The sequence below is a fragment of the Mycolicibacter sp. MU0083 genome (genome assembly GCF_963378075.1).
GTDB lineage: Bacteria > Actinomycetota > Actinomycetes > Mycobacteriales > Mycobacteriaceae > Mycobacterium > Mycobacterium kokjensenii.
This window is the reverse complement of sequence record NZ_OY726394.1, coordinates 2,088,861-2,111,640: the sequence shown is the minus strand read 5'-3', so window position 1 is coordinate 2,111,640 and position 22,780 is coordinate 2,088,861. Positions and strand designations below refer to the sequence as shown.

Genomic DNA, 22,780 nt, shown 5'->3' with positions numbered 1-22,780 from the left:
AACTTCTACCGCATTGACAACGCGAACGGACCCCGTGGAGTTCCCGGCGCGCGCGGCACGAACCTCCATGATACCGGGATCATCGGGGTCACGAGACTAAGGTGTTCAGGCGTGCCTCGCAGCCCCCGCCCGCAACCCTGCCGTTGGTGCGGCCGTGATGTGGGCGATGCCGGTATCGGACGGCGCCGACAATACTGCCGGCAGTCCTGTCGCCAGCGCGCCTACGAACAGCGGGCCCTGATCAGCAGTGGTAAAGCCACCGCACTGGCACCCGACGCCGTGGTGCTCTCCGCGGAGGAGGCCACCGCCCTGTCCGACCGGGTGTATCAGGTGCGGTGTGCGGCGGAGGACATCGCGACCGCACTGGCCGAGGACGCCCCTCGCGATGAGCTGCGGCAACTCTGCGACACCCTGCTCCAGGCGGTGGAGACCGCCGACCGCTGGCGCTGACGCCGTTCAGCAGCTGAAGCGCTCACCGGCTCCCTCTGCCTGCGGTACGGGGTGCAGGCAGCCGAACGTCGCGATGCCCGCAGTGCTCAACCGCACCGCCGTACGGTGCGCATAGTTCACACAGAACACCTCGGATCCCTGCGCACGACACCGGAAATCGCCGAACGACAGGGTGCTGCCGGTGGCCAGGTCGGGGCCGTCCCCGTTATGGAACGGGCCGGGGTCGCCGTGTGCGGAACCGACCTGCACGGTTTCGCCGTCGAAGTCGACCCACCCGCCCTTCCATTGCCCGTAGATCTCCGTCGGCGCGGCAGGCGGCTTGGCCAGGTCGACCAAACAACTCAGTGCATCGGAACGACGTGCGCGATCGGTCATACACACGGTGGCGCGACGATCGGTGCCGGGCACCCGGAAGGCGACGTCCTCGCCGAGACCGGTGGTGGTCCCGTCCCGAGTCGCGACGTGGTAGCCGGCCGCATCGGCCGGCCGGCCGGCCTCGATCCAGGAGATGACCTCGGAGATCGGCGCGCCGTCGGCCGGAACACCGGCCGGCTTGGTCGTCGACGGCGCCGTAGTCCGAGCCGACGACGACGGTGCAGTCGAGGTGATCGACGTCAGCGGCCCGGCGGACGTCGACTCCGGCTCACTGACCGTGGCCCGTGCACAGCCGGACATCAACAGCAGTACGACGATCAGCCCGGTGAGACGCATGCCGTTAGGCTAACCGCAGGGCTCATACGGCGGTCCAGCATCACCTCTCCTCCGTCGAGGTTCGCTAACCTCCGGGCTCATACGGCGGTCCAGCATCACCTCTCCTCCGTCGAGGTTCGCTAACCTCCGGGCTATTCGCTACCGTTCGCATCATGCATAAACACCCTGTGCAGGCCCGTATCTCCACCGGCGTGGTGGAGGGTTTCGCACGGGACGGGGTACGCCGATGGCGGTCGATTCCGTACGCCCGTCCGCCGGTGGGCACTTTGCGGTTTCGGGCACCCCAACCGCCCGAGCCCTGGTCGGGGGTGCGCCACTGCCATGGCTTCACCAATTGCGCCCCGCAGGAGAAGTCCTACACGCTCCTGGGCCCCGGCCGATTCCAGCCGACCGGCGAGGACTGCCTGACCCTCAACGTGACCGCTCCTCGGGACACCGCAGCGGGCGACCTCCCGGTGATGGTGTTCATCCACGGCGGCGGTTACATCATGGGTAGCTCGGCGACCCCGATCTACGACGGCGCGGCGCTGGCACGCCGCGGCTGCATCTACGTCTCGGTCAACTATCGGCTGGGCGCTCTCGGGTGCCTGGATCTGTCCTCGCTGTCGACCTCCGAGGTGAGGTTGGACAGCAATCTGTACCTGCGCGACCTGGTGCTGGCCCTGCGGTGGGTGCGCGAGAACATCGCGGTGTTCGGCGGCGACCCGGACAACGTGACGATCTTCGGGGAGAGCGCGGGGGCGCACGCCGTCGCCACCCTATTGGCGGTTCCCGAGGCGGAGGGCCTGTTCGCCCGGGCGATCGCCGAGAGCCCCGCCGCCGGACTGGTGCGGGACACCGAGATCGCCGCAGAATTCGCGGTCCGGTTCGCGGCGTTGCTGGGGGTGCGTCCCTCCGACGCCGCGCAGGCCCTGCTGCGGGTGTCGCCGGCCGAGCTGCTGGCCGCCCAGGACCGTTTGATCGCCGACGGCAACCGCGACATGCTGGGGGCGTTCCCCATCGGCCCGGTCTCCGGGGACGATCTGCTGCCGGTGGATCCACTCGAAGCGATGCGGCAGGGCACCGCGCACCGGGTGCCGCTGATCGTCGGCAGCAACGCCGACGAGGGCCGACTGTTCACCCGCTTCCTAAAGCTGCTGCCGGTGGACGAGGAGATGGTCGAGGCGGTGCTGGCCGGGACCGACGCCGGGGTACGCGATCGCATCGTCTCGGCCTACCCGGACTATCCGAATCGTGCGGCCTGTGTGCGCCTCGGCGGTGACTTCGCGTTCAACGTCGCGGTGTGGGAGATCGCCGAGGCCCACGGCGCGCATGCCCCCACCTACGTCTACCGCTACGACTACGCGCCGCGGATGCTGCGCTGGGCGGGGATGGGCGCCACCCATGCCACCGAACTGTTCGCGGTGTTCGACGTCTATCGCAGCGGCGGCTTCGGCAGGCTGCTGACCGCCGGTGCCGACCGGCGAACCGCCCTGCAGGTCAGCCGGCAGGTGCAGGGCCGGTGGAGCGCGTTCGGTCGGACGGGCACCCCTGGCGAGGGGTGGCCGGTCTACACAGCCGATGAGCGGGCGGTGCTGGTGATCGACCGCACGTCACGGCTGGAATACGATCCGGCCGCCGAACGCCGAAAGGCTTGGCGCGGCTTCACATTGGTGCGCTGATAGCCCCACGCCCCCGTGCGCTGCCGCGCGGCGAATCAGGAACGCGTCACCCGGGTTCCGCCGGCCAGCTCGTCGTGTTTGCCCTGCTTGCTCGGGCTGCCGCTGATGGTCACCGCGATCACCACGTAGGCCACGAAGGCCAGCAACGGTCCGAGATAGGGCACCACGGCCAGCAACGTGAACGCGTTGCGCATGGCCGACTGACCCGCGGTCGGATTCGACACCCCGTCGGGCCCGTACACCCGTAGACCAAGCAGTCGCTTGGCCGGGGTGGCTCCCTGCGCCACCTCGAACAGCACGAAATAGCCGAAGGTCAGCACACCGGAGAACAGTCCGGTCACCAGGAACGGGTAGTCGTCGGAGAAGACCAGCAACGACAGCAGCCCCGAGACCAGTCCGACCAGCAGCCCGTCGATCACGCGGGCCCAGAAACGCCGTCCCAAACCACCCGGCTTCTGCCCCCAGCCGGGCTGCGGGCCCCAACCCTGCGGCGGCGGGTAACCGCCGGGCTGACCGTATCCGGGGCCATACCCGGGACCGTTCGGGCCGAAATCACCGGTTGTCATCAGCTCTGCTCCTGACCACGTTGGATGCTCGCCAATCTACCGCCGCGGTGACGGTCCCGACGGGATTCCGCGGGCGGCGAAACGGCGGACCGATTTGCCAGGTCGCGGCGGTGCTCATCGTCACAGCGCACCGTGCATCCGTCGGCCGCGCGCTTCATCGGCCAGCAATCGGCCAGATGCCCTGCGCCGCAGCCGATACTGTGGGCGAATGCGGGCCTTGATCATCGTCGACGTGCAGAACGATTTCTGCGACGGCGGTGCGTTGCCGGTGCCCGGCGCGGTGGCGATCGCCCACGACATCAGCCGATACGTCGACAGTCCGGACGGGCGCGCCCGCTACGCCCATGTGGTGGCGACCCGGGACAGCCACGTCGATCCCGGACCGCACTTCTCCGAAGATCCGGACTTCGGCACATCCTGGCCGCGGCATTGCCTCGCCGGAACCCCCGGGGCGAAACTGCATCCCGCGCTCGACACCGACCGCATCGAGGCCGTCTTCCGCAAGGGTGCCTACGACGCCGGCTACAGCGGTTTCGACGGCGTCGACGACGACGGCACCCGGCTGGGGGACTGGCTGCGCCGACACGCTGTCGACAATGTCGAGTTGGTCGGCGTCGCAACCGACTACTGCGTCCGACGCACTGCCGAAGACGCCGTCCGCGAAGGCTTTTCGACCGCGGTCCTGCTGCCGCTGACCGCCGGGGTGGCGGCCGATTCCACCGCCGCCGCGCTGGCGGCGATGCGAGCCGCCGGCGTCACGGTGGTGGAGGCCGCCTGACGACCGGCCCCACGGGGCCGCACTTTCGGAGGCGGTGCACCGCTCGACGCCATCCGGAATTCCCGGGGGGCTGAATCGGCGCGACGGCGAGGATAAGCTCACAGGCGTGCCGAGTTTTCGAATCGCCGAGGTCGCCGAGCTACTCGGAGTCAGTGACGACACCGTCAGACGGTGGATCGATTCCGGTCGACTGTCGGTGGTGTCCGGCAGCGGCCCCCGCATGGTCGACGGCGCCGAGCTGGCACAGTTCGCTCAGGAACGTGCCGCGGTGGAACCGGTGTCACGGAATCCGGTGGTCGGCCAGTCCGCCCGCAATCGGATGGTCGGTCTGGTCACCAAGATCACCCGCGACACCGTGATGGCGCAGGTGGAAATCCAGGCCGGACCGTTCCGGCTGGTGTCGCTGGTCAGCCGGGAGGCTGCCGACGAACTGCAGCTACAACCCGGCAGCCTGGTCGTCGCCTCGGTCAAGGCCACCAATGTGGTCGTCGAGCTGCCGAGGCGGGCCGGTTCCGCCAGCCATGCCGACCCCGGTGCCGAATTCGGCTGACTTCAGGCCAGCAGCATCGACAGCGATGCCGCCGACGCCAGCAGATACAACCCCGGAAACCCGATGTTGTAGAACACCTTGGCCCGGATATGCGTCACGATCGCCCCGATGAAGAAGGCCACCAGACCGGCGGCGGCGGCTACACCGAGTACCCGGAAGCCCGCCAACCCGGCGAGCAGCCCGATACCCCCGGCCAGCTTCAGCGCGCCCAACACCGGCAGCCACGACCGCGGCACCCCCACCTGCGCGGAGTTGGCGAGTACGAAGCGCGCCGGAATGAAATCGGCGATGGCGATGGCGATGGTGATGGCCGCGGTCAGCGCCACCGTGATCAGGGAACCGGTCGCAAGGTTCACGATTGTTTCCTTTCTGCAGTAGACGGCTGTGCCGCTACCTCCGAGACGACGCACCGACGCAGAACGTGACACCGGACACCGCGTTGCGCGGCGGCGATACCCGCCGCTTACGGCGGCACCGTGTTTTGATGGGTCACGCGAACCGATGGATGAAAGGGTTGTCCCCGTGCCAGAGGAAACCACGACCGCGAGCACGCCACCGATGGCGGTGACGGCGCGCGGTATCACGATGACCGGGCCGTGGGGGCGGGTCTTCGGGCCCCTGGACCTCGACGTTCCGGCCGGCGGGACCTCGGTGCTGATCGGGCCGCCCGGCTCGGGGCGCACCGCGTTGATGATGAACCTGGCGGGCCGGATGCAGCCGTCGACGGGCACGCTCACCGTGCTCGGCCACACCAAGGCCCGCGCCATCTTCGGTGTCGCCGCCCTGGCCGGTATCGAACAACTCGACGAGATCTTCGAATCCGTCACCGTCCGGGATCTGATCACCGAACAGATCCGCTGGGATGCACCCTGGTACCGGCTGGTGCGCCGCGCCGGCGAGGCCGAGCGGGACGCGGTGTGCCGCCCGGTCTTCGGCGACCTACCGCTGCCGCGACTGGACGACTACGTCGAGCATCTCGACGAGCTGACCGGGCTGCTGCTGCGGATCGCGCTGGCCAACACCAAACGACCTCCGCTGCTGGTGGTCGGCAGCGTCGACGAGGTCGCCGACGACGACGAACGGGCCACCCTGATCGAGCGGTTGGTCGCGTTGGGGGAGCAGCAGACGGTCATCACCGCGTCGGCCAACGAACTGCCCGAACAGCCCGGAATCACCGCGCAGCTTCATGTCGAGCATCTGCGGCGCGCCGAACTGCTCCACGGTCGACACGAGAAGAGGGACGACTGATCATGCTCGCCGGAATGTCGCTGGGCACCGACCTCAAGCGTTACTCGCGTGGCACGATGCCGCGCCTGGCCCTGGTCACGATCATCGTGTTGCCGCTGCTGTACGGCGCGATGTACCTGTGGGCGTTCTGGAATCCGTTCGCGGCCATCGACAAGATTCCGGTCGCGATCGTCAACCAGGACACCGGGGCTTCGGTCTCCGGTGATCAGTTGCATGCCGGCGACGAGGTGACCCGCGCTTTGGTGGACTCCGGCCAGCTGGATCTGCACCAGGTATCGGAGAGCGAAGCCGCCAAGGGCGTTTCCGACGGTACCTACTATTTCTCGATCACCTTGCCGTCCGATTTCAGCGAGGCGGTGGTCTCGCCTGCGGGTCCGCATCCGCAGAAGGCGCAGATCCAGTTCCGCTTCAACGACGCCAACAACTACCTGGCCTCGGTGATGGGACAGAACGCGGCCCGCGAGGTGCTCAACGAAGTCAGCGCCAAGGTCGGCCAGCAGGTGATCGGCACCGCGCTGACCCAGGTGACCGACGAGGTCAGCAAGGCCGCCGACGGTGCGGGGCAACTCTCCGACGGCTCCAAACTGTTGGCCGACAACCTGGCCACCGCGCGGGACGGTTCGGCAGCACTGGCCGACGGCAGTCGACGGCTCTCCTCCGGTGTCCAGCAGGCCACCGACCCACTGCTGAAGCTGACCGACGATCTCGCCGGGATGGGCTTCGACCCGAACGCCGCCGGTGACGCGGCCGGCCGGCTCAGCGGCGATCTGAAGACGGTGTCCGATCGGATCGCGTCGCTCAACGTCAACTATCAGCAGGCGGCGGGCATCGTCAATCAGGTGATCGACGGCCTGCGCGCCAACCCCGACCCCGCGGTGCGTGGCCTCGCCGACACGTTGGCCGGCGCCCAGCGCCTGCTCGGCGTCAAGGGCATCGACCCGGCCACCGACGAGGGCCTGGCGCAGCTGCGCGCCAACACCCAGCGGTTGGAGAACGATCTGGCCGACCCCGACAGCGGACTGCGCACGTTCCTGGCCCACGCCCTGGACGGCGGACTGAAGTCCGATCTGGTCGCCCTGCGCGACGGAGCCACCGAACTCGACGCCGGCGCGCACAAGCTCAGCGACGGACTGGTTCAGTTGACCGACGGCAGCAACCAGCTCAAAGACGGTGCCGCGCAACTGGCGTCGGGCCTCGGCGAAGCCGATCAGCGTGCCTCGACGATCACCGACCAGCAGCGGGTCCAGGTGGCCCAGATTCTGGCCAGCCCGGTCGGCGTGGATATGGACTTCACCCATCATGCCGCCACTTTCGGCACCGGGTTCGCGCCGTTCTTCCTACCGCTGGCACTGTTCATCGGTTCGCTGATCGTGTGGATGCTGTTGACGCCACTGCAGACCCGCGCCATCGTCAACGGTCTGGGTGCCCTGCGGGTGGTGCTGGCCTCCTACTGGCCGGCACTGCTGCTGGGGGCCTGCCAGGTGCTGCTGATGTATTCGGTCGTGCACTTCGGCGTGGGATTGCAGGCCCGCTACGCGGTGGGAACGGTCGCGTTCCTGGTGTTGATCGCCGCGTCGTTCCTGGCCATGATCCAGGCGTTCAACGCCGTCCTCGGGGTGGCGGTGGGGCGCGTCTTCGCACTGGCCTTCCTGATGTTCCAGCTGGTGTCCTCCGGTGGGGTCTATCCGGTGGAGACCACCGCCAAGCCGTTCCAGATCCTGCACCCCTACGATCCGATGACCTACGCCGTCAACGGGTTGCGGCAACTGACCGTCGGCGGCATCGATGCCCGGCTGTGGACGTCGGTGGCGGTACTGGGCGGCATTCTGGTGGTGTCGCTGGCCGCCAGCGCATGGGCAGCCCGCCGGGATCGGGTCTACACCCTCGAACGTCTCTACCCGCCGATCGAGGTGTGACGGTTTTCCGGGTGCGGCCCCCAACCGGGCAACACCTGCCGCGCCGCACCGTGCTGCGCGGGGCCGCGGCGATCGGCGCGGCGGGGCTGCTCACCGGCGTGCCGTCGTGCACTTCCCGCGACGACGCCCTGACCTTCTTCTTCGCGGCGAATCCCGAAGAGGCCGACGCCCGGATGCGGATCATCGACGCGTTCCACCGCGCGCATCCCGACATCCGGGTGCGCACGGTGCTGGCCGGCGGCGATCCGACCCAGCAGATGTCGACCTTCTGCGCCGGGGGCAGGTGCCCGGACGTGCTGATGGCCTGGGAGTTCAACTACGCCGGGCTGGCCGACCGCGGCGTGCTGCTGGACCTCAACACCCTGCTGGACCGGGACCGCGCCTTCGCCGAGGCGTTGCGCGCCGACAGCGTCCCGGCACTGTATGAGACGTTCGGCTTCAACGGTGGGCAGTACGCGTTCCCCGAGCAGTGGTCCGGGGCGTTCCTGTTCTACAACACCCGGTTGTTCGCCGAGGCCGGCGTGGCACCGCCGCCGGGCCGCTGGGACGAGCCCTGGACCTTCCAGCAGTTCCTCGACACCGCAACCGCGCTCACCCGGCGATCGGCCGGCGGCCGGATCACGCAGTGGGGCTTCGTCGACACCTGGTCGCCGCCGTACTCCGCGGCGCTGTTCGCGATGAACAACGGCACACCGTGGGCGGTGCCGCGGATGAATCCCCGGCACCTGAACTTCGACGACGACGATTTTCTCGCCGGCATCCAGTTCTACGCCGATCTGGCCAATGTGCACCGGGTGGCGCCCGCGGCCGCCGACACCCAATCGATCTCGACGATGAGCCTGTTCACCGCGGGCAGGGCGGCGATGGCGCTCGGTGGACACTGGCGCTACCAGACGTTCGCCCAAGCCGACGGACTCGACTTCGACATCGCGGTGCTGCCGACCGGACCGGCAGCGGCCGCCAAGGGGATGGCGGCCCGATCCGCGATCGGCAGCACCGGGCTGGCGATCGCAGCGTCCAGTCCGCGCCGGGAACAGGCGTGGGAATTCGTGAAGTTCGCGGCCGGGCCGGTCGGGCAGTCGTTGATCGGTGCCTCCGGATTGTTCGTCCCGGTGCTGCGTTCCGCCGTCGGTGCGCCGGGCTTCACCGCGGCGCATGAGCGCATCGGCAATCTCGCGGTGCTCACCGGTGGGCCGGCGCATTCCGAAGGGCTGCCGATCTCGCCGGATTGGCAACGCGTGCACGCCCTGATGGACCGGGCCATCGGTCCGGTGTTGCGGGGCAAGCGTCCGGCGACGAGCCTGAAACGCGGTCTCACTCCGGCGATCGACGAAGTGCTGGCCGCCGGATGAACCCCACCCGTAGCCGTGCCCGCGCCGGTCGCTGGTTCATCGCCCCGAATCTGGTCGCGGTGGCGGTGTTCATGGCGTTTCCGCTGGCTTTCTCCCTCTACATGAGTGTGCAGCGCTGGGATCTGTTCACTGCGCCGGAGTTCGTCGGCATCGCCAATTACCGCCAGTTGTTCACCGCCGACCCGCTGTTCGGCATCGCGGTCCGCAACACCGCGGTGTTCACCGTCGGCACCGTGCTACCGACGGTGTTGATCAGCCTGGCGGTCGCCGGGTTGCTGAATCGAAAGATCAAGGGCATCGGCCTGTTCCGGGCGATCGCCTTCCTTCCGCTGGCGGTGTCGTCGGTGGTGATCGCGGTGGTGTGGCAGTTCGTGTTCAACACCGACAGCGGCCTACTCAACACCATGCTCGGCTGGCTCGGCATCGCCCCGGTGCCCTGGCTCACCGAGCCGCACTGGGCGATGGCGTCACTGTGCCTGGTCAGTGTGTGGAAGAGCGTGCCGTTCGCCACGGTGATCCTGTTGGCCGCCATGCAGGGCGTGCCCGAATCCCTGCACGAGGCCGCACGCATCGACGGTGCCGGCGAAGTACGGCGATTCGTGTCCATCACGGTGCCGATGATCCGCGGCGCGCTTGGATTCGTGGTGGTGATCTCGATCATCAACGCATTCCAGGCATTCGACCTGGTCTACGTGTTGACCGGAAGCAGCGGCGGACCCGAGACCGGCACCTATGTCTTGGCCATCATGCTGTTCCAGCAGGCGTTCGCCTTCCTGGACTTCGGCTATGCCGCGGCGCTGGCCTGGGTGATGTTCGCCGTGCTGTTGGTCTTGACCGTTGTCCAGCTTCGGCTGTCGCGCCGGAACGCGGTCGACCGGTGACGGCCCGACGCCCCGGCCCGCCGGCCAAGCAACGGATCGCCGGCCTGCTCGGCGTCTACGCCGGGTTGGCCGGTGTTGCGGCGTGTGCGTTGTTCCCGATCCTGTGGGCGCTGTCGGGATCGCTGAAGCGGCAGTCGGAGATCGCGGCGCCGACGCTGTTGCCCGCCGATCCGCAGTGGTCGAACTACGTCGAGGTGTTCAGCCGGATGCCGTTCTGGCGGATGCTGTTGAACACGGTCTGCTATGCCGGCTGCGTGACGGCCGGGCAGGTGTTCTTCTGTTCGCTGGCTGGCTACGCCTTCGCCCGGTTGCCGTTCACCGGACGCAACACCCTGTTCGTGCTGTACCTGGCGACGCTGATGGTGCCGCTGACGGTCACGGTCATTCCGCAGTTCATCTTGATGAGGGTGTTCGGGTGGACCGACACCGTGTGGGCGATGATCATCCCCGGGTTGTTCGGCAGTGCGTTCGGCACCTACCTGATGCGGCAGTTCTTCGCCGCCATGCCGATCGACCTGGAAGAGGCGGCCATCCTGGACGGGTGTTCGCCGTGGACCATCTATTGGCGGATCCTGTTGCCGCATGCCAAACCTGCGGTGATGGTGCTCGCGGTGCTGACCTGGATCAACGTCTGGAACGATTTCCTGTGGCCGCTGTTGATGATCCAGCATCGCGACATCGCCACCCTGACCCTCGGGTTGGTGTGGATGCAGGGGGAGTACGTCGCCGAGTGGCCGGTGCTGATGGCGGCGTCCATGCTGATGTTGGCGCCGCTGGTGCTGATCTACTCCATCGCCCAGCGGGCTTTTGTCAGCGGCATCGCGACGACCGGACTCGGCGGACGGTAGGCGGGAGAGCGCAGTGGCTTCGGTGACCTTCGACGCGGTGACCCGGCGCTATCCGGGTGCTGAGCGTCCCGCGGTGGACGCTTTGGATCTGGTCGTCGACGACGGCGAGTTCATGGTGCTGGTCGGTCCGTCCGGCTGCGGGAAGACGACGACGCTGCGGATGCTCGCCGGCTTGGAGGCCGTCGACGGCGGGCATATCCATATCGGCGATCGCGACGTGACCGCGATCGACCCCGGCAGGCGCGACATCGCGATGGTGTTTCAGAACTATGCCCTGTATCCGCATATGACCGTGGCGCAGAACATGGGGTTCGCCCTCAAGGTTGCCGGGACCCCGAAGGCGGAGATCCGTGCCCGGGTGTCCGAAGCCGCGCAACTGCTGGGCCTGGCCGCACTCCTGCACCGCAAGCCCAAGGATCTCTCCGGTGGTGAGCGTCAGCGCGTCGCGATGGGCCGGGCGATCGTACGGCGCCCGCAGGTGTTCCTGATGGACGAGCCGCTGTCGAATCTCGACGCCATGCTGCGGGTGCAGACCCGTAACCAGATCGCCGATCTGCAACGGCGGCTGGGCATCACCACCGTCTACGTCACCCACGATCAGGTCGAGGCGATGACCATGGGGGACCGGGTGGCGGTGCTGCGCGACGGCGTGTTGCAGCAGTGCGCCCAGCCGCGTGACCTCTACCGCAGACCGGCCAACGTCTTCGTCGCCCGTTTCATCGGGTCGCCCGCGATGAATCTGTTCCCGGCCCGGGTGACCGACGACCGGCTGTCGCTGGGCGGCTACGACGTCGAGATCGATCGCGCAATCGCTTCCGCGGCAACCGAGTTGATTGTGGGCATCCGCCCGGAGCATCTGCAGGTCGTCGACTCCGGCGTGCCGGTGCAGGTCGATTTCGCCGAAGAACTCGGTGCCGACACCTACCTGTACGGCCGGGTCGTGGACGCAGCGGACCAATCGGTGGTCGCGCGGGTTCCCGGCACCACGGTGGTCCGGCGCGGCGACCGGCTTTCACTCGGTTTCGACCGATCCGATCTGCATTTCTTCGGCGCCGACGGCATCCGGCTGGGCTGATCGGGCTCGCGTCGCCCGGTCACCGTTTCGCGGCCCCAGCGTGACCGTCAGGTGGTGCAGCATCATCACGAACGCGATACACCACGCGCCCAACGCGATCCAGCTCTGGATCGAGCCGATGTAGTAGACGATCGGCAGATGGTCGGCCTGTCCCAGATAGTGGCTGCCCACCCCGTACATACCGAGCGGGAAGATCACACTCCACCACGGGGCCTCATACCGCAGCGAAATGCGGTGGACGACATGTCGCCACACCCCGGCGGCGATCAACGGCGGGATCAGCCAGGTCCCGAACGCCCAGAACAACACCGAGGTGCCGGCGATCAGGCCGCGGGTGGCGTTGACCATCGGGGCCTCGGCCATCTCGACGATGCGGGCGCCGGCGAGCACGGTGATCGCGGTGGCCCCCATCGCCACCCAGTACTGGGGGATCAGATCCTGCGGTCGCAACGGGTAGAGCAGGAGCCGCAGTGCGACGAAGATTCCGGCGGCGCCGTAGAGGAAAACGCCCACCGACCAGGAGCCGACCGCCAGCAATGCCAGGCCCTGCCGCCAGGGTTCGGCCATCTCCACTTCCAGTACGGCCGCGAGTACCGCGATGGATTGACTGGCCACCACCCAGATGAACCAGGTGCCGTTGGCACGGCGCACCACCGGCCGTTCCGTGGTGCCCAGCACCGCGGTCCAGGGAATGAGATAGCCCAACACCAGCCAGGCCAGCGTGCTGGTCAGCAGCAGGCCCGCCGCGACGCCGTTGTGGCCGTCGATGACCAGTCGGGTGCCCAGCACGTTGGTGGCCGAGACGAAGGTGAACAGGCCGAATGCGCGACCGGAATCGTAGAGGTCGGCCAGGAATTCGTGCCGGAAGACGACGAACCGAACCGCCGAGATCGCGATCAGGGTCAGGTAGGACGCCACGGTGACCCACAGCAGTGCCGCCGACAGTCGGGGGGCGTGCTGGTGGTACATGGCGGTGGACACCATGCCGCTGGCCATCACCAGTGCGAAATAGCCCGGGTTGAGGGTGCGCACCGCCTCGCGGGTGCCGGTTACCGGCGCCTGCCCGCGACCGCCCATCAGTCCAGCAACTGCCGCAGCACGTACTGCATGATGCCGCCGTGCCGGTAGTAGTCGGCCTCTCCGGGGGTGTCGATCCGTACGGTCGCCTCGAACTCGACATCGCCCGCCCGCACGTGCACGGTGTCGGGGATACCGTCGTCGAGTGCGGTCACCCCGGTGATGTCGAAGGTCTCCGCGCCGGACAGGCCCAGCGAGTCCGCGTCGGCGCCGTCGGGGAACTGCAGCGGTAACACGCCCATGCCGATCAGGTTGGAGCGGTGAATGCGTTCGTAGGACACCGCCAGTACCGCCCGTACACCGAGCAGCGCGGTGCCTTTGGCGGCCCAGTCCCGCGAGGATCCGGACCCGTATTCCCTGCCGGCCAGGATCACCAGTGGGGTACCGGCCGCCAGGTAGTTCACCGACGCGTCGTAGATGGTCGTGACCGGCGCGTCGGCGGCTGCGCCGGCCTGGCTGAAGTCGCGGGTGAAGCCGCCTTCGGTGCCGGGCGCCAGTTGGTTCCGCAGTCTGATGTTGGCGAAGGTGCCGCGGATCATCACCTCGTGGTTGCCCCGCCGGGATCCGTAGGAGTTGAAGTCCTTGCGTTCGATTCCCTTGGCCGACAGGTATTTTCCGGCCGGCGAGTCGTAGCGGATGGAACCGGCCGGGCTGATGTGGTCGGTGGTGACCGAATCGCCGAGTTTGGCCAGTACCCGTGCGCCGGTGATGTCGGCGACCGGCGTGGGCTCGCGGGTCATGCCGTCGAAGTAGGGCGGTCGCCGGACATAGGTGGACTCCGGCGCCCAGGCGAAGGTGTCGCCTTCGGGCACGTCGAGGGCACGCCAGCGGTCGTCCCCGGTGAAGACGTCCGCGTAACTGTGGGTGAACATCTCGGCCTGCAGGTTGTCGTCCACCACCGCGGCGATCTCCTCGGCGGTGGGCCAGATGTCACGCAGGTACACCGGGTCGCCGTCGCTGCCGATGCCGAGCGGGTCGGTCAGCAGATTGATGCGAAGTGTTCCGGTGAGCGCGTAGGCCACGACCAGTGGCGGGGAGGCCAGGAAGTTCATCCGGACCTCCGGGTGGATGCGTCCCTCGAAGTTGCGGTTGCCGGACAGCACCGCGCACACGGTCAGGTCGTTGTCGACGACGGCCTTGCTCACCTCGGGGATCAGTGGCCCGGAGTTGCCGATGCAGGTGGTGCAGCCGTAGCCCACCAGGTTGAAGCCCAGCTGGTCCAGGTACGGGGTCAGGCCCGCCCGCTCGTAGTAGTCGGTCACCACCCGCGAGCCCGGCGCCAGCGTGGTCTTGACCCACGGCTTGCGGGACAGTCCCTTGGCCACCGCGTTGCGGGCCAACAGCGCCGCACCGACCATCACCGACGGGTTGGAGGTGTTGGTGCACGAGGTGATCGCCGCGATCACCACGTCACCGTCGCCGATCACGGTGTCGGTTCCGTCGGCGAGTGACACGGCGACCGTCACGGTCGGCCAGGGGTGGTCCTGGGCGTCGCAGCACGGGGTTCGGGGCCGGTCGCCGGCCCGGTCGCTGCTGACGGCGACCGGGTCGCTGGCCGGGAAGGATTCTGCGGACGCCTCGTCCAGGCCGGCCAGTGCCTCGGCAGTGCTCGGCGCCCCGGCGAGCAGTTCGGCGACGGCGTGCGGGGCGGCTCGCAGGGGGATGCGGTCCTGCGGCCGTTTGGGGCCGGCGATCGACGGTTCCACGCTGTCCAGGTCGAGTTCGAGGATCTGTGAGTACACCGGTTCATGTGCCGGGTCGTGCCACATGCCCTGTTCTTTGGCGTAGGCCTCCACCAGCTTGATCTGATGTTCGGAGCGGCCGGTCAACCGCAGGTAGTCGCAGGTGACGGCGTCGATGGGGAAGATCGCGCAGGTGGCCCCGTATTCGGGGCTCATGTTGCCGATGGTGGCCCGGTTGGCCAGTGGCACGTTGGCCACTCCCGGGCCGAAGAACTCGACGAACTTGCCCACCACTCCGGTGGCGCGCAGCAACTCGGCGACGGTCAGGACCAGGTCGGTGGCGGTGGTTCCGGGTTGCAACTGCCCGCTGAGCTTGAGTCCGACCACCGGGGGGATCAGCATGCTCATGGGCTGGCCGAGCATGGCCGCTTCGGCTTCGATCCCGCCGACGCCCCAGCCCAGCACCCCGAGGCCGTTGACCATCGGGGTGTGCGAATCGGTGCCCACCAGGGTGTCGGGGTAGGCCAGCGGTCCGTCGGCGCCGGCGCGGGTGAAGACGACCCTCGACAGGTATTCCAGGTTCACCTGATGGCAGATGCCGGTGTCGGGTGGCACCACGGAGAAGTCGTCGAAGGCCTGTTGGCCCCAGCGCAGTAGTTGATAGCGCTCGGAGTTGCGCTGGAATTCGAGTTCGGCGTTGATCGCGAAGGCGTCGGCGCGCCCGAACACGTCGGCGATCACCGAGTGGTCGATCACCAATTCGGTCGGGCACAGCGGGTTGATGCGGGTGGTCTGCCCGCCCAGAGCGGCGATCGCGTCGCGCATCGCCACCAGGTCGACGACGCACGGCACCCCGGTGAAGTCCTGCATCAGCACCCGCGCGGGGGTGTAGGCGATCTCCCGCCCGTGCGCGGCCGCCGGATCCCAGTTCGCCATGGCGCTGACCTGTTCGGCGGTCACCAGGCGGCCGTCTTCGTTGCGCAGCAGGTTCTCCAGCAGAACCTTCAGGCTGTAGGGCAACCGGGCCGAACCCTCGACGCGATCCAATCGCCGGATGCGGTACGCGGTGTCGTCGACCGTCAGCCGGTCGTGCGTTCCGAAACTGTCCAGGTTGCGATCTACGGCCATGGTCGGCCCCTCTCACCGGTCGGATCGGGATACCACCGACCCTAGGGCGGCGAGACCGTCCTAACCAGGGGGAGAAGGACCCTGAATCAGCCCTGCCGGGCGGCCTGCTCGTAGACCGGGCGCTTGTCCGGGCAGTAGGTGTTGATCGACGCGCCGAGGAACTGCCAGGCCTGCGCCTGGGTCGAGCCCTTCTGCAGGTTGAGGCCGATGAAGCGCACCGACTTTGCCGCGTCGCCGTCGACGCCCTTGTCCAGACGTTCGCAGACGATCTTGCCCAGCCACGCGTTGTAGTCGCGGGCACCGTAGATGCCGTAGGTGTGCAGTTCGTTGGCGAAATCGGTGTCCGGGTCGGCCTGCGCGGGCGCTGCCAGCGCCACTGCCAGGCCCAGGACCGCCGCGGCGAGGGTCGTCGACTTCATGAGATGCAGTGTAGACCCATCTGCTTAGGTGATCTTCCTTTGCCGGGGGTGACGGTCACCGGCCTTGCCGTGTTCACCTGCGCGAACGGCCCGAAATCGGCAATAGCCACAAGGCGTGGAATGTGACGAGGCAGACATAAGGAATTTATGAGGTTTATAAATTTGTGACTATTAGCCGAATTTCTCGTATTCTGTCTTCCCGTGGGCCGACATGAGTTTGCCAGCAAGCGCCAAAAGTCATCGGTATTGATGGCCGCGGTCGTCGCACCAGCAGCGTTGTTCTTTGCTGTGGGCGGCAGCACCAATCCCGTGGTTCCGAAAGACGCCGTAACGGTGGTTGCTGAAGACAATTCACCGGGCGGTTTGCAGCTGGTCACGGCACCGGCCGATTACCTGCGGCAGGGCACTCCCGCCGGTATTGCGGCGGCATCGCGAATGCGCACCGTATCCAGGTTCCTGCCCGCCGGGGTAGCCCCGGAAAGCGGCTTGCAGGTCAGGACGATCCAGACCGCCCGCAGCATCAGTGACGCCTTTCCGCAGATCCACCAGATCGGTGGCGTGCGAGCCGACGCGTTGCGGTGGCACCCCAACGGACTCGCCCTCGACGTGATGATCCCCAATCCCGGCAGTGCCGAGGGCATCGCGCTCGGCGACGCGATCGTCGCCTACGTGATGGAGAACGCCGGCCGGTTCGGCCTGCAGGACGCCATCTGGCGTGGGACGTACTACACGCCGGGCGGCGGAGCGCAGCGCGGCGGCTACGGCCACTACGACCACGTCCACGTCACCACCACCGGTGGTGGCTATCCCAGCGGTAACGAGGTCTACCTGCGCTGAGCGCGGGCGATTCGCCTCTACCGGTCCAAGAAGAAATCGATCAGCGGCTCGGGGCCGCCGCCGTACGCGGAGAAGTCCGTCACGCCGTCCTCGGCCAGCACGTCGGCGTCGATGTAGCACTGCCCGGTCGCCTCGGCCGCCGAACGCCGCAGGATCGCGACCGCGGCGTCGGCCATGATCCGAGGACTGCGTGCCTTCTCCAGCAACTCGCCGCCGTCGGGGGTGTTGGCCACCGCCGAGGTCGCGATGTAGGTCTCCGGCCACAGGCAGTTGAAAGCGATTCCGGCGTCGGCGTATTCGGCCGCCCAGCCCAGTGACAGCAGGCTCATCCCGTACTTGGACAGCGTGTAGGACGGGTGGATGCCGAGCCAGTACGGATTCATGTTGAGCGGGGGAGCGATGGTCAACACGTGCGCCGCCGGCGACCGGCGCAGGTGCGGCAGGCACGCCTTGGTCAGCAGGAAGGTTCCGCGCACGTTGATGTCCTGCATCAGGTCGAACTTCTTGGCGGAAAGCTGCTCGGTGGGCTCGGTGGCGATGGAGCTGGCGTTGTTCACGCAGATGTCCACGCCGCCGAAGGCGTCCACCGCCGCATCGATGGCCCGTTGCACATCGTCTTCGTTGCGGACGTCGCCGACGACGGCCAGCGCCTTGCCGCCGGCTTCCTCGATCTCGGCGGCGGCGGTGTGCACGGTGCCGGGCAGGCGCGGGTGCGGCTCGGCGGTCTTGGCCAGCAGCACCACGTTGGCGCCCAGCCTCGCCGCGCCCAGGCCGATGGCCAATCCGATGCCGCGACTGCCGCCCGAGACCACCATGGTGCGCCCGGAGAATTCAGTGCCTGCCACCTGCTGACTCCTCGTCGTCGATGTGCCGCTGCAGCGGCTCGTCCAAACGGTTTCACCCCGCCTCACGCTCGGCCGCAAGCGTGACAGTCAAGGCCAATTTTGTAAAGTCCCTGGTGGTGTGCCGAGGGGCCGACGCAGCGGAATAACTGGACACACTATGGTTCTCGCTGTGAGCACAGTCACCTCCCCGCCGCCGCTGGTCAATCGTCGAGACATGAACGCAGAGTGGTTCACCCACGTCCTGCGCAGCACCGGGGTGCTGACCGATGGCGCGGTTACCGAGGTGACGTCCGCTCCCATCGGCACCGGTCAGGTCGCCGACACCTTGGTGTTCACCCTCACCTACGACCGACCCGTTCCGGGCGCGCCGACGGGCGTGGTCGCCAAGCTGCCGGCCGAGGATCCCAACAGCCTGCAGGCCGCCATCATGCAGCGCCTCTACGAGCGGGAGGTGCGGTTCTATCAGCATCTGAGCAGCCAGAGCGCGGTGGCCACCCCCGGCTACATCTACAGCGACATCGATACCGCCACCGGCCAGTTCGTGCTTCTGCTCGAGGACATGCGGCCGATCGCCGCGGTGGACCAGCTCAGCGGGTTCACCGTTGACCATGCCCGGGCCGCCCTGGCGCAGGCCGCGGCGCTGCACGCCCCGTTCTGGGGCCGCGATGAGTTCGCCGACTACGACTGGCTCAACCACACCCGTAACACCGCCGACATGCTGGCCCAGATCGTTCCGGTGCTCGTCGCGCAGTTCTGTGAGCGTTATGCCACCGAGCTGGGACCCGAGATCGCGCAACTGATGCGGCGGCTCGGCGACCGTGCCGCCACGCCCGCCGAGCCGCGGGGGCCGCTGACCGTCATTCACGGCGACTTCCGCACCGACAACATGCTTTTCGACGCCAAGGGTGGCGATGTCCCGGTCGCGGTGGTCGATTGGCAGACCATCGATCGCAGCAACGGTCTGATCGACGTCGCGTTCCTGCTCGGCACGGCGCTGGACCCGCAGGTACGCGCGGCCCACGAGCAGGAGTTGGTCCGCGGCTATTACGACGCGCTGTGTGCCGCCGGGGTGTCCGACTACACCTGGGAGCAGTGCTGGACCGATTACCGCCGGGAAGCCTTCTACGCGGTGATCTTCCTGGCGCCGGCGGCGATGCTGGTCGAGCGGACCGACCGTGGCGACGAGATGTTCCTGACCATGCTTCGTCGGGCGTGCGCGCAGATCATCGATCTGGGCACCGAGAGCCTGCTGGACGACTAGGGATCATCGTGCTGACACCGTTTGACGACTACCCGATCCACCAGACCCCGGCGACGCTCGCGCACGCCGGCAACGGCAACCCCGACCACTACGACCGATTCTGGTTCAACGGCTACACCGAGGACTTCTATTTCGCGGTCGCGATGGGCCTCTACCCGAATCGCGGCGTCATCGATGCGGCGTTCAGCGTGGTCAGCGACGGCGTGCAGAGTTCGGTGTTCGCCTCCGGTCGCGCTCCGCTGGACCGCACCCAGACCGAGATCGGTCCGATCCGTATCGAGATCGTCGAGCCGCTGCGGATCAACCGCGTCGTGGTCGACGCCCCCGAACACGGCCTCACCGCCGACCTGACCTTTCGTGCCCGCACCGCCGGATACGAGGAACCGCGCCAGACCCGGTATGCCGGTTCACGTCTGAGTATCGACATGACCCGGGCCTCGATGTTGGGGCAGTGGTCAGGAACGGTGACCGTCCACGGGGTGACGCACACCTTCGACGGGCAGAACGTCTACGGGACCAAGGACCGTTCCTGGGGTCTGCGTCCGGTCGGTGTCCCGGCGCCGGCGGCTCCCGAACCGTCCGCGGGTCAGCTGTTCTTCCTCTGGGCGCCACTGAATTTCGACGATGTCGCAGTGCACTACCTGACGTTCGAGGACGCAGAAGGGGAGTCCTGGGCACAGAGCGGGGTGGCGCTGCCCGTCCTGGGACCCGACGATCCGGTCTACGGGCCGGGGAACGACGTCGAGCATCTCGACATCACGCACCGCATCGACTGGGCGCCGGGGCTGCGGCGGTCTCGCGGTGCGCGCCTGGAGTTCAAGCGCGGCGACGGCACGGAAACCATTGAGCTGGAGCCGTTGTTGACGTTCCGGATGAAAGGCGCCGGGTACTTCCACCCGCAGTGGTCACACGGTGTCTGGCGTGACGAACTGGTGGTCGGGGGCGAGCAGACTCCGGTCGCCGACCTGGATAACCTGTCGCCGGACAACATTCACGTCCAGCAGGTCATGCGGGCACGCTGGGGCGACCGGACCGGGATCGGGGTGCTCGAACAGTTGGCCCTCGGGCCGCACGCTCCCAGCGGGTTCACCGGGCTGGTGGACGTGCCCACTTCGCGCGAGAGCTGATGTCGGCTGTCCCCAACGCCGAGTCGGCGATCGCCCGTTACGGCCAGGCGGGACGCGACTGGGTCGCCGGTACCCGCATGGCCGATCCGGTGGCCGACGCGGTGGTCGCCGATTTCGGCGCGCTGCCGCGCGGCGCCGGGATGACGATGCTGCGAACGGCTCTGCGCGACGGTATCGATGCTGTCGAGGCGCCGCCGGATTCGTTGCGCGCCCTGTTCGCCGAGATCGACGATGAGCCCGAGTGGCTCGATCACGCTCGGCTGGACCGGGCGGCCGGTCACCTCGTGCGGCACACCGCGTCCTACGGGATCGTGTTGGGCGCCGCCTCTCTGACCGCAGGTGCGATGAACGCCGTCGCCGGGATGCCGCTGGTGCTCACCGGTCGCTACACCAGCCAGGCGGCGGTGCGCTCGATCGAGGTCGGCGCGTGGCTGCAGGAGATCCTGACCCCCGGTGGGCTGCGCCGCTCCGGTGCCGGGCTCGCCACCACCGTTCGGGTGCGGATGATCCATGCCTTCGTGCGACGGCACCTGCTCACCGAGGCCGAATGGGACTATCAAGCGTGGGGCGCCCCGATCCCGCAGAGCTACATGGCCTTCACCATCGTCGAATTCGGGCAGATCGCGTTGGCCGCCATGCACCGGCTCGGCGTGCGCTATACCCGTGCCGAACTCGACGACATCTATCACTTCTGGCGCTACGTCGGCCGGCTCAACGGTGTCGGCGAGGAGCTGAATCCGGCGACCGAGGCCGATCAGATCCGCCTCGCCGAACTGTATGCCCTGACCGCGGTGGAGCCCGATGACGGCGACCGGGACTTCGTCCGGGCATTGACGCACGATTACCTGGCCCGCGAGATCGCCGATCTGCTCCCGTTCGACGGCGCGTGGAAGCACGCGCTGGGTGTCCATGTCATCAACGGCCTGACCCGAGCGTTCCGCGGCGACACCGATGCCGAGCGGTTGGGTGTGCCCGACACCCGGATCAAGCACCTACCCAAGGTGTTCGGTCCCGCCGTCGGCGCCGTCAACTCCGTGCTGGCCCGGATTCCCGGTGTCAACGGTTGGCGGACCCGCCGGGCGTTGGCGAACTATCCCCGGCTGATGGCCGAGCAACGACTGCGCTACGCGGTCCACCACGACCTGGTCGATGCCGCACCGGACAACACCGGCCATCCCGCGGCGGTGCCGTCGACCTAGGTCCGGTGCGTGTTCACCAGATCAGGCCCTTGACCATGGCCGTCTGCGGAATGTCTTCGACGGCGATCAGTCCTGCCGGGGCGTCGCAGACCCAGTCGATGACGTTGACGATGCGGGCCGCGGTGGAGATGCAGCCGGCGTCGGTCGGGTCGAAGTCGGGGTGCGAGAGTTGGGTGTTGATCTCGATGCGCGGTTCGCCCTCGACGACGACGCGGTGCACGCCGACCTGGCCTTCGGGCGGGTATTCCCAGTCCGGCGCGGAGGCCGGGGTGAGTCGGTTGATGTGCTCCATGGTGATCACCGTCTCGCCGTTGTAGACCCCCTCCACGGCGAATCGGACGGCGGCCATCTGGCCGGGTTCGACGGTGGTCATGGCGCATTCGATGCGGTCGTCTGTGTACCAGGGTTCGGCGCGCTGGCGTACCTCGTCGAGTTCGATGCCCAGGTGGCGGGCCAGGTTCCGCACCGGGCCGCCCCACATGGAGGTGATGACGCCGGGCAGGTACAGCACCGGGGTGGACTCGGCGTCGCGGGGGAGTCCGAAACCCATGGTGGTGCCGGTGAATTCAAAATCGTCGTAGTTGCCGTAGTCGAAGATCTCCTGCACGGTCACCGAACTGATCCGGGTGGCCAGACTCATCGCCGCCAGGGCTTCGGTGTCGCCGGAGTATCCCGGGTCCACGCCGTTGACATACAGCGAGGCGTTGCCGGCCTGGCACGCTTTGAGCAGCGGTTCGCGTAGCCAGTCGTCGGCCAGGTGCGGCGTGACCATCCAGACCATCGACGAGGCCACCACGTTGATGCCGGCGGCCAGGAACTTCGCCATCTGTTCGATCGCTTCGACGGGCCGGGTCTCGGCTTGCGCGGTGTAGACCACGCAATCGGCGCCGAGTGCGATCAACGCATCGATGTCGTCGGTGGCGATCACTCCGGTGGGTTCGCTGCGGCCGCAGAGTTCGGCGGCGTCACGCCCGATCTTGTCCGGGCTTGCAGCGTGCAGGCCCACCAGTTCCAGGTCCGGCCTGCCGATGATGGCCCACAGTGAGTGGCGTCCGACATTGCCGGTGGAGAACTGGATGACTCTGCGCATTCATCGGTCCGTTCAGATCGGAGCAGTAGGCCTCGTTTCGCGGACAGTATCCAGTTGACTGACTTCAGTCAACACTGTG

The 22,780-nt window shown here is 67.7% G+C and carries 22 protein-coding genes; 14 read left to right on the top strand and 8 right to left on the bottom strand.

The features are described from left to right. Positions 1–111 precede the first annotated feature (111 nt). Positions 112–450: a hypothetical protein gene (locus tag RCP38_RS09770; RefSeq protein WP_308476957.1), complete on the top strand. Its 339-nt coding sequence runs from the start codon at positions 112–114 to the stop codon at positions 448–450. Between the two features lie 6 nt (positions 451–456). On the opposite strand, the gene RCP38_RS09765 is transcribed toward RCP38_RS09770, so the two are convergent. Next, entirely contained in the window at positions 457–1,161 is a 705-nt protein-coding gene (locus RCP38_RS09765) for a hypothetical protein (RefSeq protein WP_308476956.1), read from the bottom strand. Positions 1,162–1,313: 152 nt separating this feature from the next. Here RCP38_RS09765 and RCP38_RS09760 point away from each other — a divergent pair, with 152 nt between their 5' ends. Continuing rightward, the gene (locus tag RCP38_RS09760; RefSeq protein WP_308476955.1) at positions 1,314–2,822 is read left to right on the top strand and encodes a carboxylesterase/lipase family protein; all 1,509 of its coding nucleotides are present in this window, start codon (positions 1,314–1,316) and stop codon (positions 2,820–2,822) included. Between the two features lie 35 nt (positions 2,823–2,857). On the opposite strand, the gene RCP38_RS09755 is transcribed toward RCP38_RS09760, so the two are convergent. Next, positions 2,858–3,388, bottom strand: a complete 531-nt coding sequence (locus RCP38_RS09755; RefSeq protein WP_308476954.1) for an RDD family protein — start codon at positions 3,386–3,388, stop codon at positions 2,858–2,860. Between the two features lie 208 nt (positions 3,389–3,596). Between RCP38_RS09755 and RCP38_RS09750 the strand changes: the two genes are divergently transcribed. Both RCP38_RS09750 and RCP38_RS09745 read left to right on the top strand, forming a co-directional pair. Further along, entirely contained in the window at positions 3,597–4,166 is a 570-nt protein-coding gene (locus RCP38_RS09750; RefSeq protein ID WP_308476953.1) for an isochorismatase family protein, read from the top strand. A gap of 106 nt (positions 4,167–4,272) precedes the next feature. Further along, positions 4,273–4,716: a TOBE domain-containing protein gene (locus RCP38_RS09745; RefSeq protein ID WP_308476952.1), complete on the top strand. Its 444-nt coding sequence runs from the start codon at positions 4,273–4,275 to the stop codon at positions 4,714–4,716. Between the two features lie 2 nt (positions 4,717–4,718). On the opposite strand, the gene RCP38_RS09740 is transcribed toward RCP38_RS09745, so the two are convergent. Beyond that, on the bottom strand, positions 4,719–5,072 hold the full coding sequence (locus RCP38_RS09740) for a DoxX family protein (protein WP_308476951.1): 354 nt from the start codon (positions 5,070–5,072) through the stop codon (positions 4,719–4,721). A 202-nt stretch (positions 5,073–5,274) separates the two neighbouring features. Between RCP38_RS09740 and RCP38_RS09735 the strand changes: the two genes are divergently transcribed. From RCP38_RS09735 to RCP38_RS09710, 6 genes are read left to right on the top strand one after another with little or no spacing between them, the layout of a single operon-like run. After that, positions 5,275–5,964, top strand: coding sequence for an ATP-binding cassette domain-containing protein (locus tag RCP38_RS09735; protein WP_308477163.1), 690 nt, complete (start codon positions 5,275–5,277; stop codon positions 5,962–5,964). A 2-nt stretch (positions 5,965–5,966) separates the two neighbouring features. Then, positions 5,967–7,880, top strand: coding sequence for a YhgE/Pip domain-containing protein (locus RCP38_RS09730; RefSeq protein WP_308476950.1), 1,914 nt, complete (start codon positions 5,967–5,969; stop codon positions 7,878–7,880). Between the two features lie 11 nt (positions 7,881–7,891). Next, positions 7,892–9,232: an ABC transporter substrate-binding protein gene (locus RCP38_RS09725; RefSeq protein ID WP_308476949.1), complete on the top strand. Its 1,341-nt coding sequence runs from the start codon at positions 7,892–7,894 to the stop codon at positions 9,230–9,232. Next, positions 9,229–10,113, top strand: coding sequence for a carbohydrate ABC transporter permease (locus RCP38_RS09720; RefSeq protein WP_308476948.1), 885 nt, complete (start codon positions 9,229–9,231; stop codon positions 10,111–10,113). The genes RCP38_RS09725 and RCP38_RS09720 overlap by 4 nt, the downstream gene beginning before the upstream one ends. A 35-nt stretch (positions 10,114–10,148) precedes the next feature. Beyond that, a complete protein-coding gene (locus tag RCP38_RS09715) occupies positions 10,149–10,961 on the top strand; it encodes a carbohydrate ABC transporter permease (protein ID WP_308477162.1) in 813 nt (270 codons plus the stop codon). A 13-nt stretch (positions 10,962–10,974) separates the two neighbouring features. Next, entirely contained in the window at positions 10,975–12,036 is a 1,062-nt protein-coding gene (locus tag RCP38_RS09710) for an ABC transporter ATP-binding protein (RefSeq protein ID WP_308476947.1), read from the top strand. On the opposite strand, the gene RCP38_RS09705 is transcribed toward RCP38_RS09710, so the two are convergent. The 3 genes from RCP38_RS09705 to RCP38_RS09695 all read right to left on the bottom strand — a co-directional run bounded on the left by RCP38_RS09705 (position 11,974) and on the right by RCP38_RS09695 (position 16,342). Further along, entirely contained in the window at positions 11,974–13,113 is a 1,140-nt protein-coding gene (locus RCP38_RS09705) for a tellurite resistance/C4-dicarboxylate transporter family protein (protein ID WP_308476946.1), read from the bottom strand. The two genes, RCP38_RS09710 and RCP38_RS09705, sit on opposite strands and share 63 nt — an antisense overlap. Further along, complete coding sequence (gene acnA, locus RCP38_RS09700) at positions 13,113–15,923, bottom strand: aconitate hydratase (protein ID WP_308476945.1); 2,811 nt, start codon at positions 15,921–15,923, stop codon at positions 13,113–13,115. Before acnA ends, RCP38_RS09705 begins: the two co-directional genes overlap by 1 nt. Positions 15,924–16,009: 86 nt before the next feature. Further along, a complete protein-coding gene (locus RCP38_RS09695) occupies positions 16,010–16,342 on the bottom strand; it encodes a DUF732 domain-containing protein (RefSeq protein WP_308476944.1) in 333 nt (110 codons plus the stop codon). Between the two features lie 201 nt (positions 16,343–16,543). Between RCP38_RS09695 and RCP38_RS09690 the strand changes: the two genes are divergently transcribed. Next, positions 16,544–17,179, top strand: coding sequence for a VldE C-terminal domain-containing protein (locus tag RCP38_RS09690; protein ID WP_308476943.1), 636 nt, complete (start codon positions 16,544–16,546; stop codon positions 17,177–17,179). 17 nt (positions 17,180–17,196) lie between these two features. Here the strand turns inward: RCP38_RS09690 and RCP38_RS09685 are convergent, their stop codons facing one another. Beyond that, positions 17,197–18,024: an SDR family oxidoreductase gene (locus RCP38_RS09685; protein ID WP_308476942.1), complete on the bottom strand. Its 828-nt coding sequence runs from the start codon at positions 18,022–18,024 to the stop codon at positions 17,197–17,199. Between the two features lie 169 nt (positions 18,025–18,193). Between RCP38_RS09685 and RCP38_RS09680 the strand changes: the two genes are divergently transcribed. From RCP38_RS09680 to RCP38_RS09670, 3 genes are read left to right on the top strand one after another with little or no spacing between them, the layout of a single operon-like run. After that, the gene (locus tag RCP38_RS09680; RefSeq protein WP_308476941.1) at positions 18,194–19,285 is read left to right on the top strand and encodes an aminoglycoside phosphotransferase family protein; all 1,092 of its coding nucleotides are present in this window, start codon (positions 18,194–18,196) and stop codon (positions 19,283–19,285) included. A gap of 8 nt (positions 19,286–19,293) precedes the next feature. Next, entirely contained in the window at positions 19,294–20,412 is a 1,119-nt protein-coding gene (locus tag RCP38_RS09675) for an Rv3169 family protein (protein WP_308476940.1), read from the top strand. Next, positions 20,412–21,611: an oxygenase MpaB family protein gene (locus RCP38_RS09670; protein ID WP_308476939.1), complete on the top strand. Its 1,200-nt coding sequence runs from the start codon at positions 20,412–20,414 to the stop codon at positions 21,609–21,611. The genes RCP38_RS09675 and RCP38_RS09670 overlap by 1 nt, the downstream gene beginning before the upstream one ends. A gap of 13 nt (positions 21,612–21,624) precedes the next feature. On the opposite strand, the gene RCP38_RS09665 is transcribed toward RCP38_RS09670, so the two are convergent. After that, positions 21,625–22,701: an NAD(P)H-dependent amine dehydrogenase family protein gene (locus RCP38_RS09665; protein ID WP_308476938.1), complete on the bottom strand. Its 1,077-nt coding sequence runs from the start codon at positions 22,699–22,701 to the stop codon at positions 21,625–21,627. Positions 22,702–22,780 lie beyond the last annotated feature (79 nt).

Bases quoted from the DNA above. Each gene is read 5' to 3' on its own strand.
- RCP38_RS09730 (WP_308476950.1), top strand. From the start codon at position 5,967: ATGCTCGCCGGAATGTCGCTGGGCACCGACCTCAAGCGTTACTCGCGT.
- acnA (WP_308476945.1), bottom strand. From the start codon at position 15,923: ATGGCCGTAGATCGCAACCTGGACAGTTTCGGAACGCACGACCGGCTG.
- RCP38_RS09695 (WP_308476944.1), bottom strand. From the start codon at position 16,342: ATGAAGTCGACGACCCTCGCCGCGGCGGTCCTGGGCCTGGCAGTGGCG.
- RCP38_RS09755 (WP_308476954.1), bottom strand. From the start codon at position 3,388: ATGACAACCGGTGATTTCGGCCCGAACGGTCCCGGGTATGGCCCCGGA.
- RCP38_RS09670 (WP_308476939.1), top strand. From the start codon at position 20,412: ATGTCGGCTGTCCCCAACGCCGAGTCGGCGATCGCCCGTTACGGCCAG.
- RCP38_RS09720 (WP_308476948.1), top strand. From the start codon at position 9,229: ATGAACCCCACCCGTAGCCGTGCCCGCGCCGGTCGCTGGTTCATCGCC.
- RCP38_RS09735 (WP_308477163.1), top strand. From the start codon at position 5,275: ATGGCGGTGACGGCGCGCGGTATCACGATGACCGGGCCGTGGGGGCGG.
- RCP38_RS09765 (WP_308476956.1), bottom strand. From the start codon at position 1,161: ATGCGTCTCACCGGGCTGATCGTCGTACTGCTGTTGATGTCCGGCTGT.
- RCP38_RS09705 (WP_308476946.1), bottom strand. From the start codon at position 13,113: ATGGGCGGTCGCGGGCAGGCGCCGGTAACCGGCACCCGCGAGGCGGTG.
- RCP38_RS09760 (WP_308476955.1), top strand. From the start codon at position 1,314: ATGCATAAACACCCTGTGCAGGCCCGTATCTCCACCGGCGTGGTGGAG.
- RCP38_RS09665 (WP_308476938.1), bottom strand. From the start codon at position 22,701: ATGCGCAGAGTCATCCAGTTCTCCACCGGCAATGTCGGACGCCACTCA.
- RCP38_RS09750 (WP_308476953.1), top strand. From the start codon at position 3,597: ATGCGGGCCTTGATCATCGTCGACGTGCAGAACGATTTCTGCGACGGC.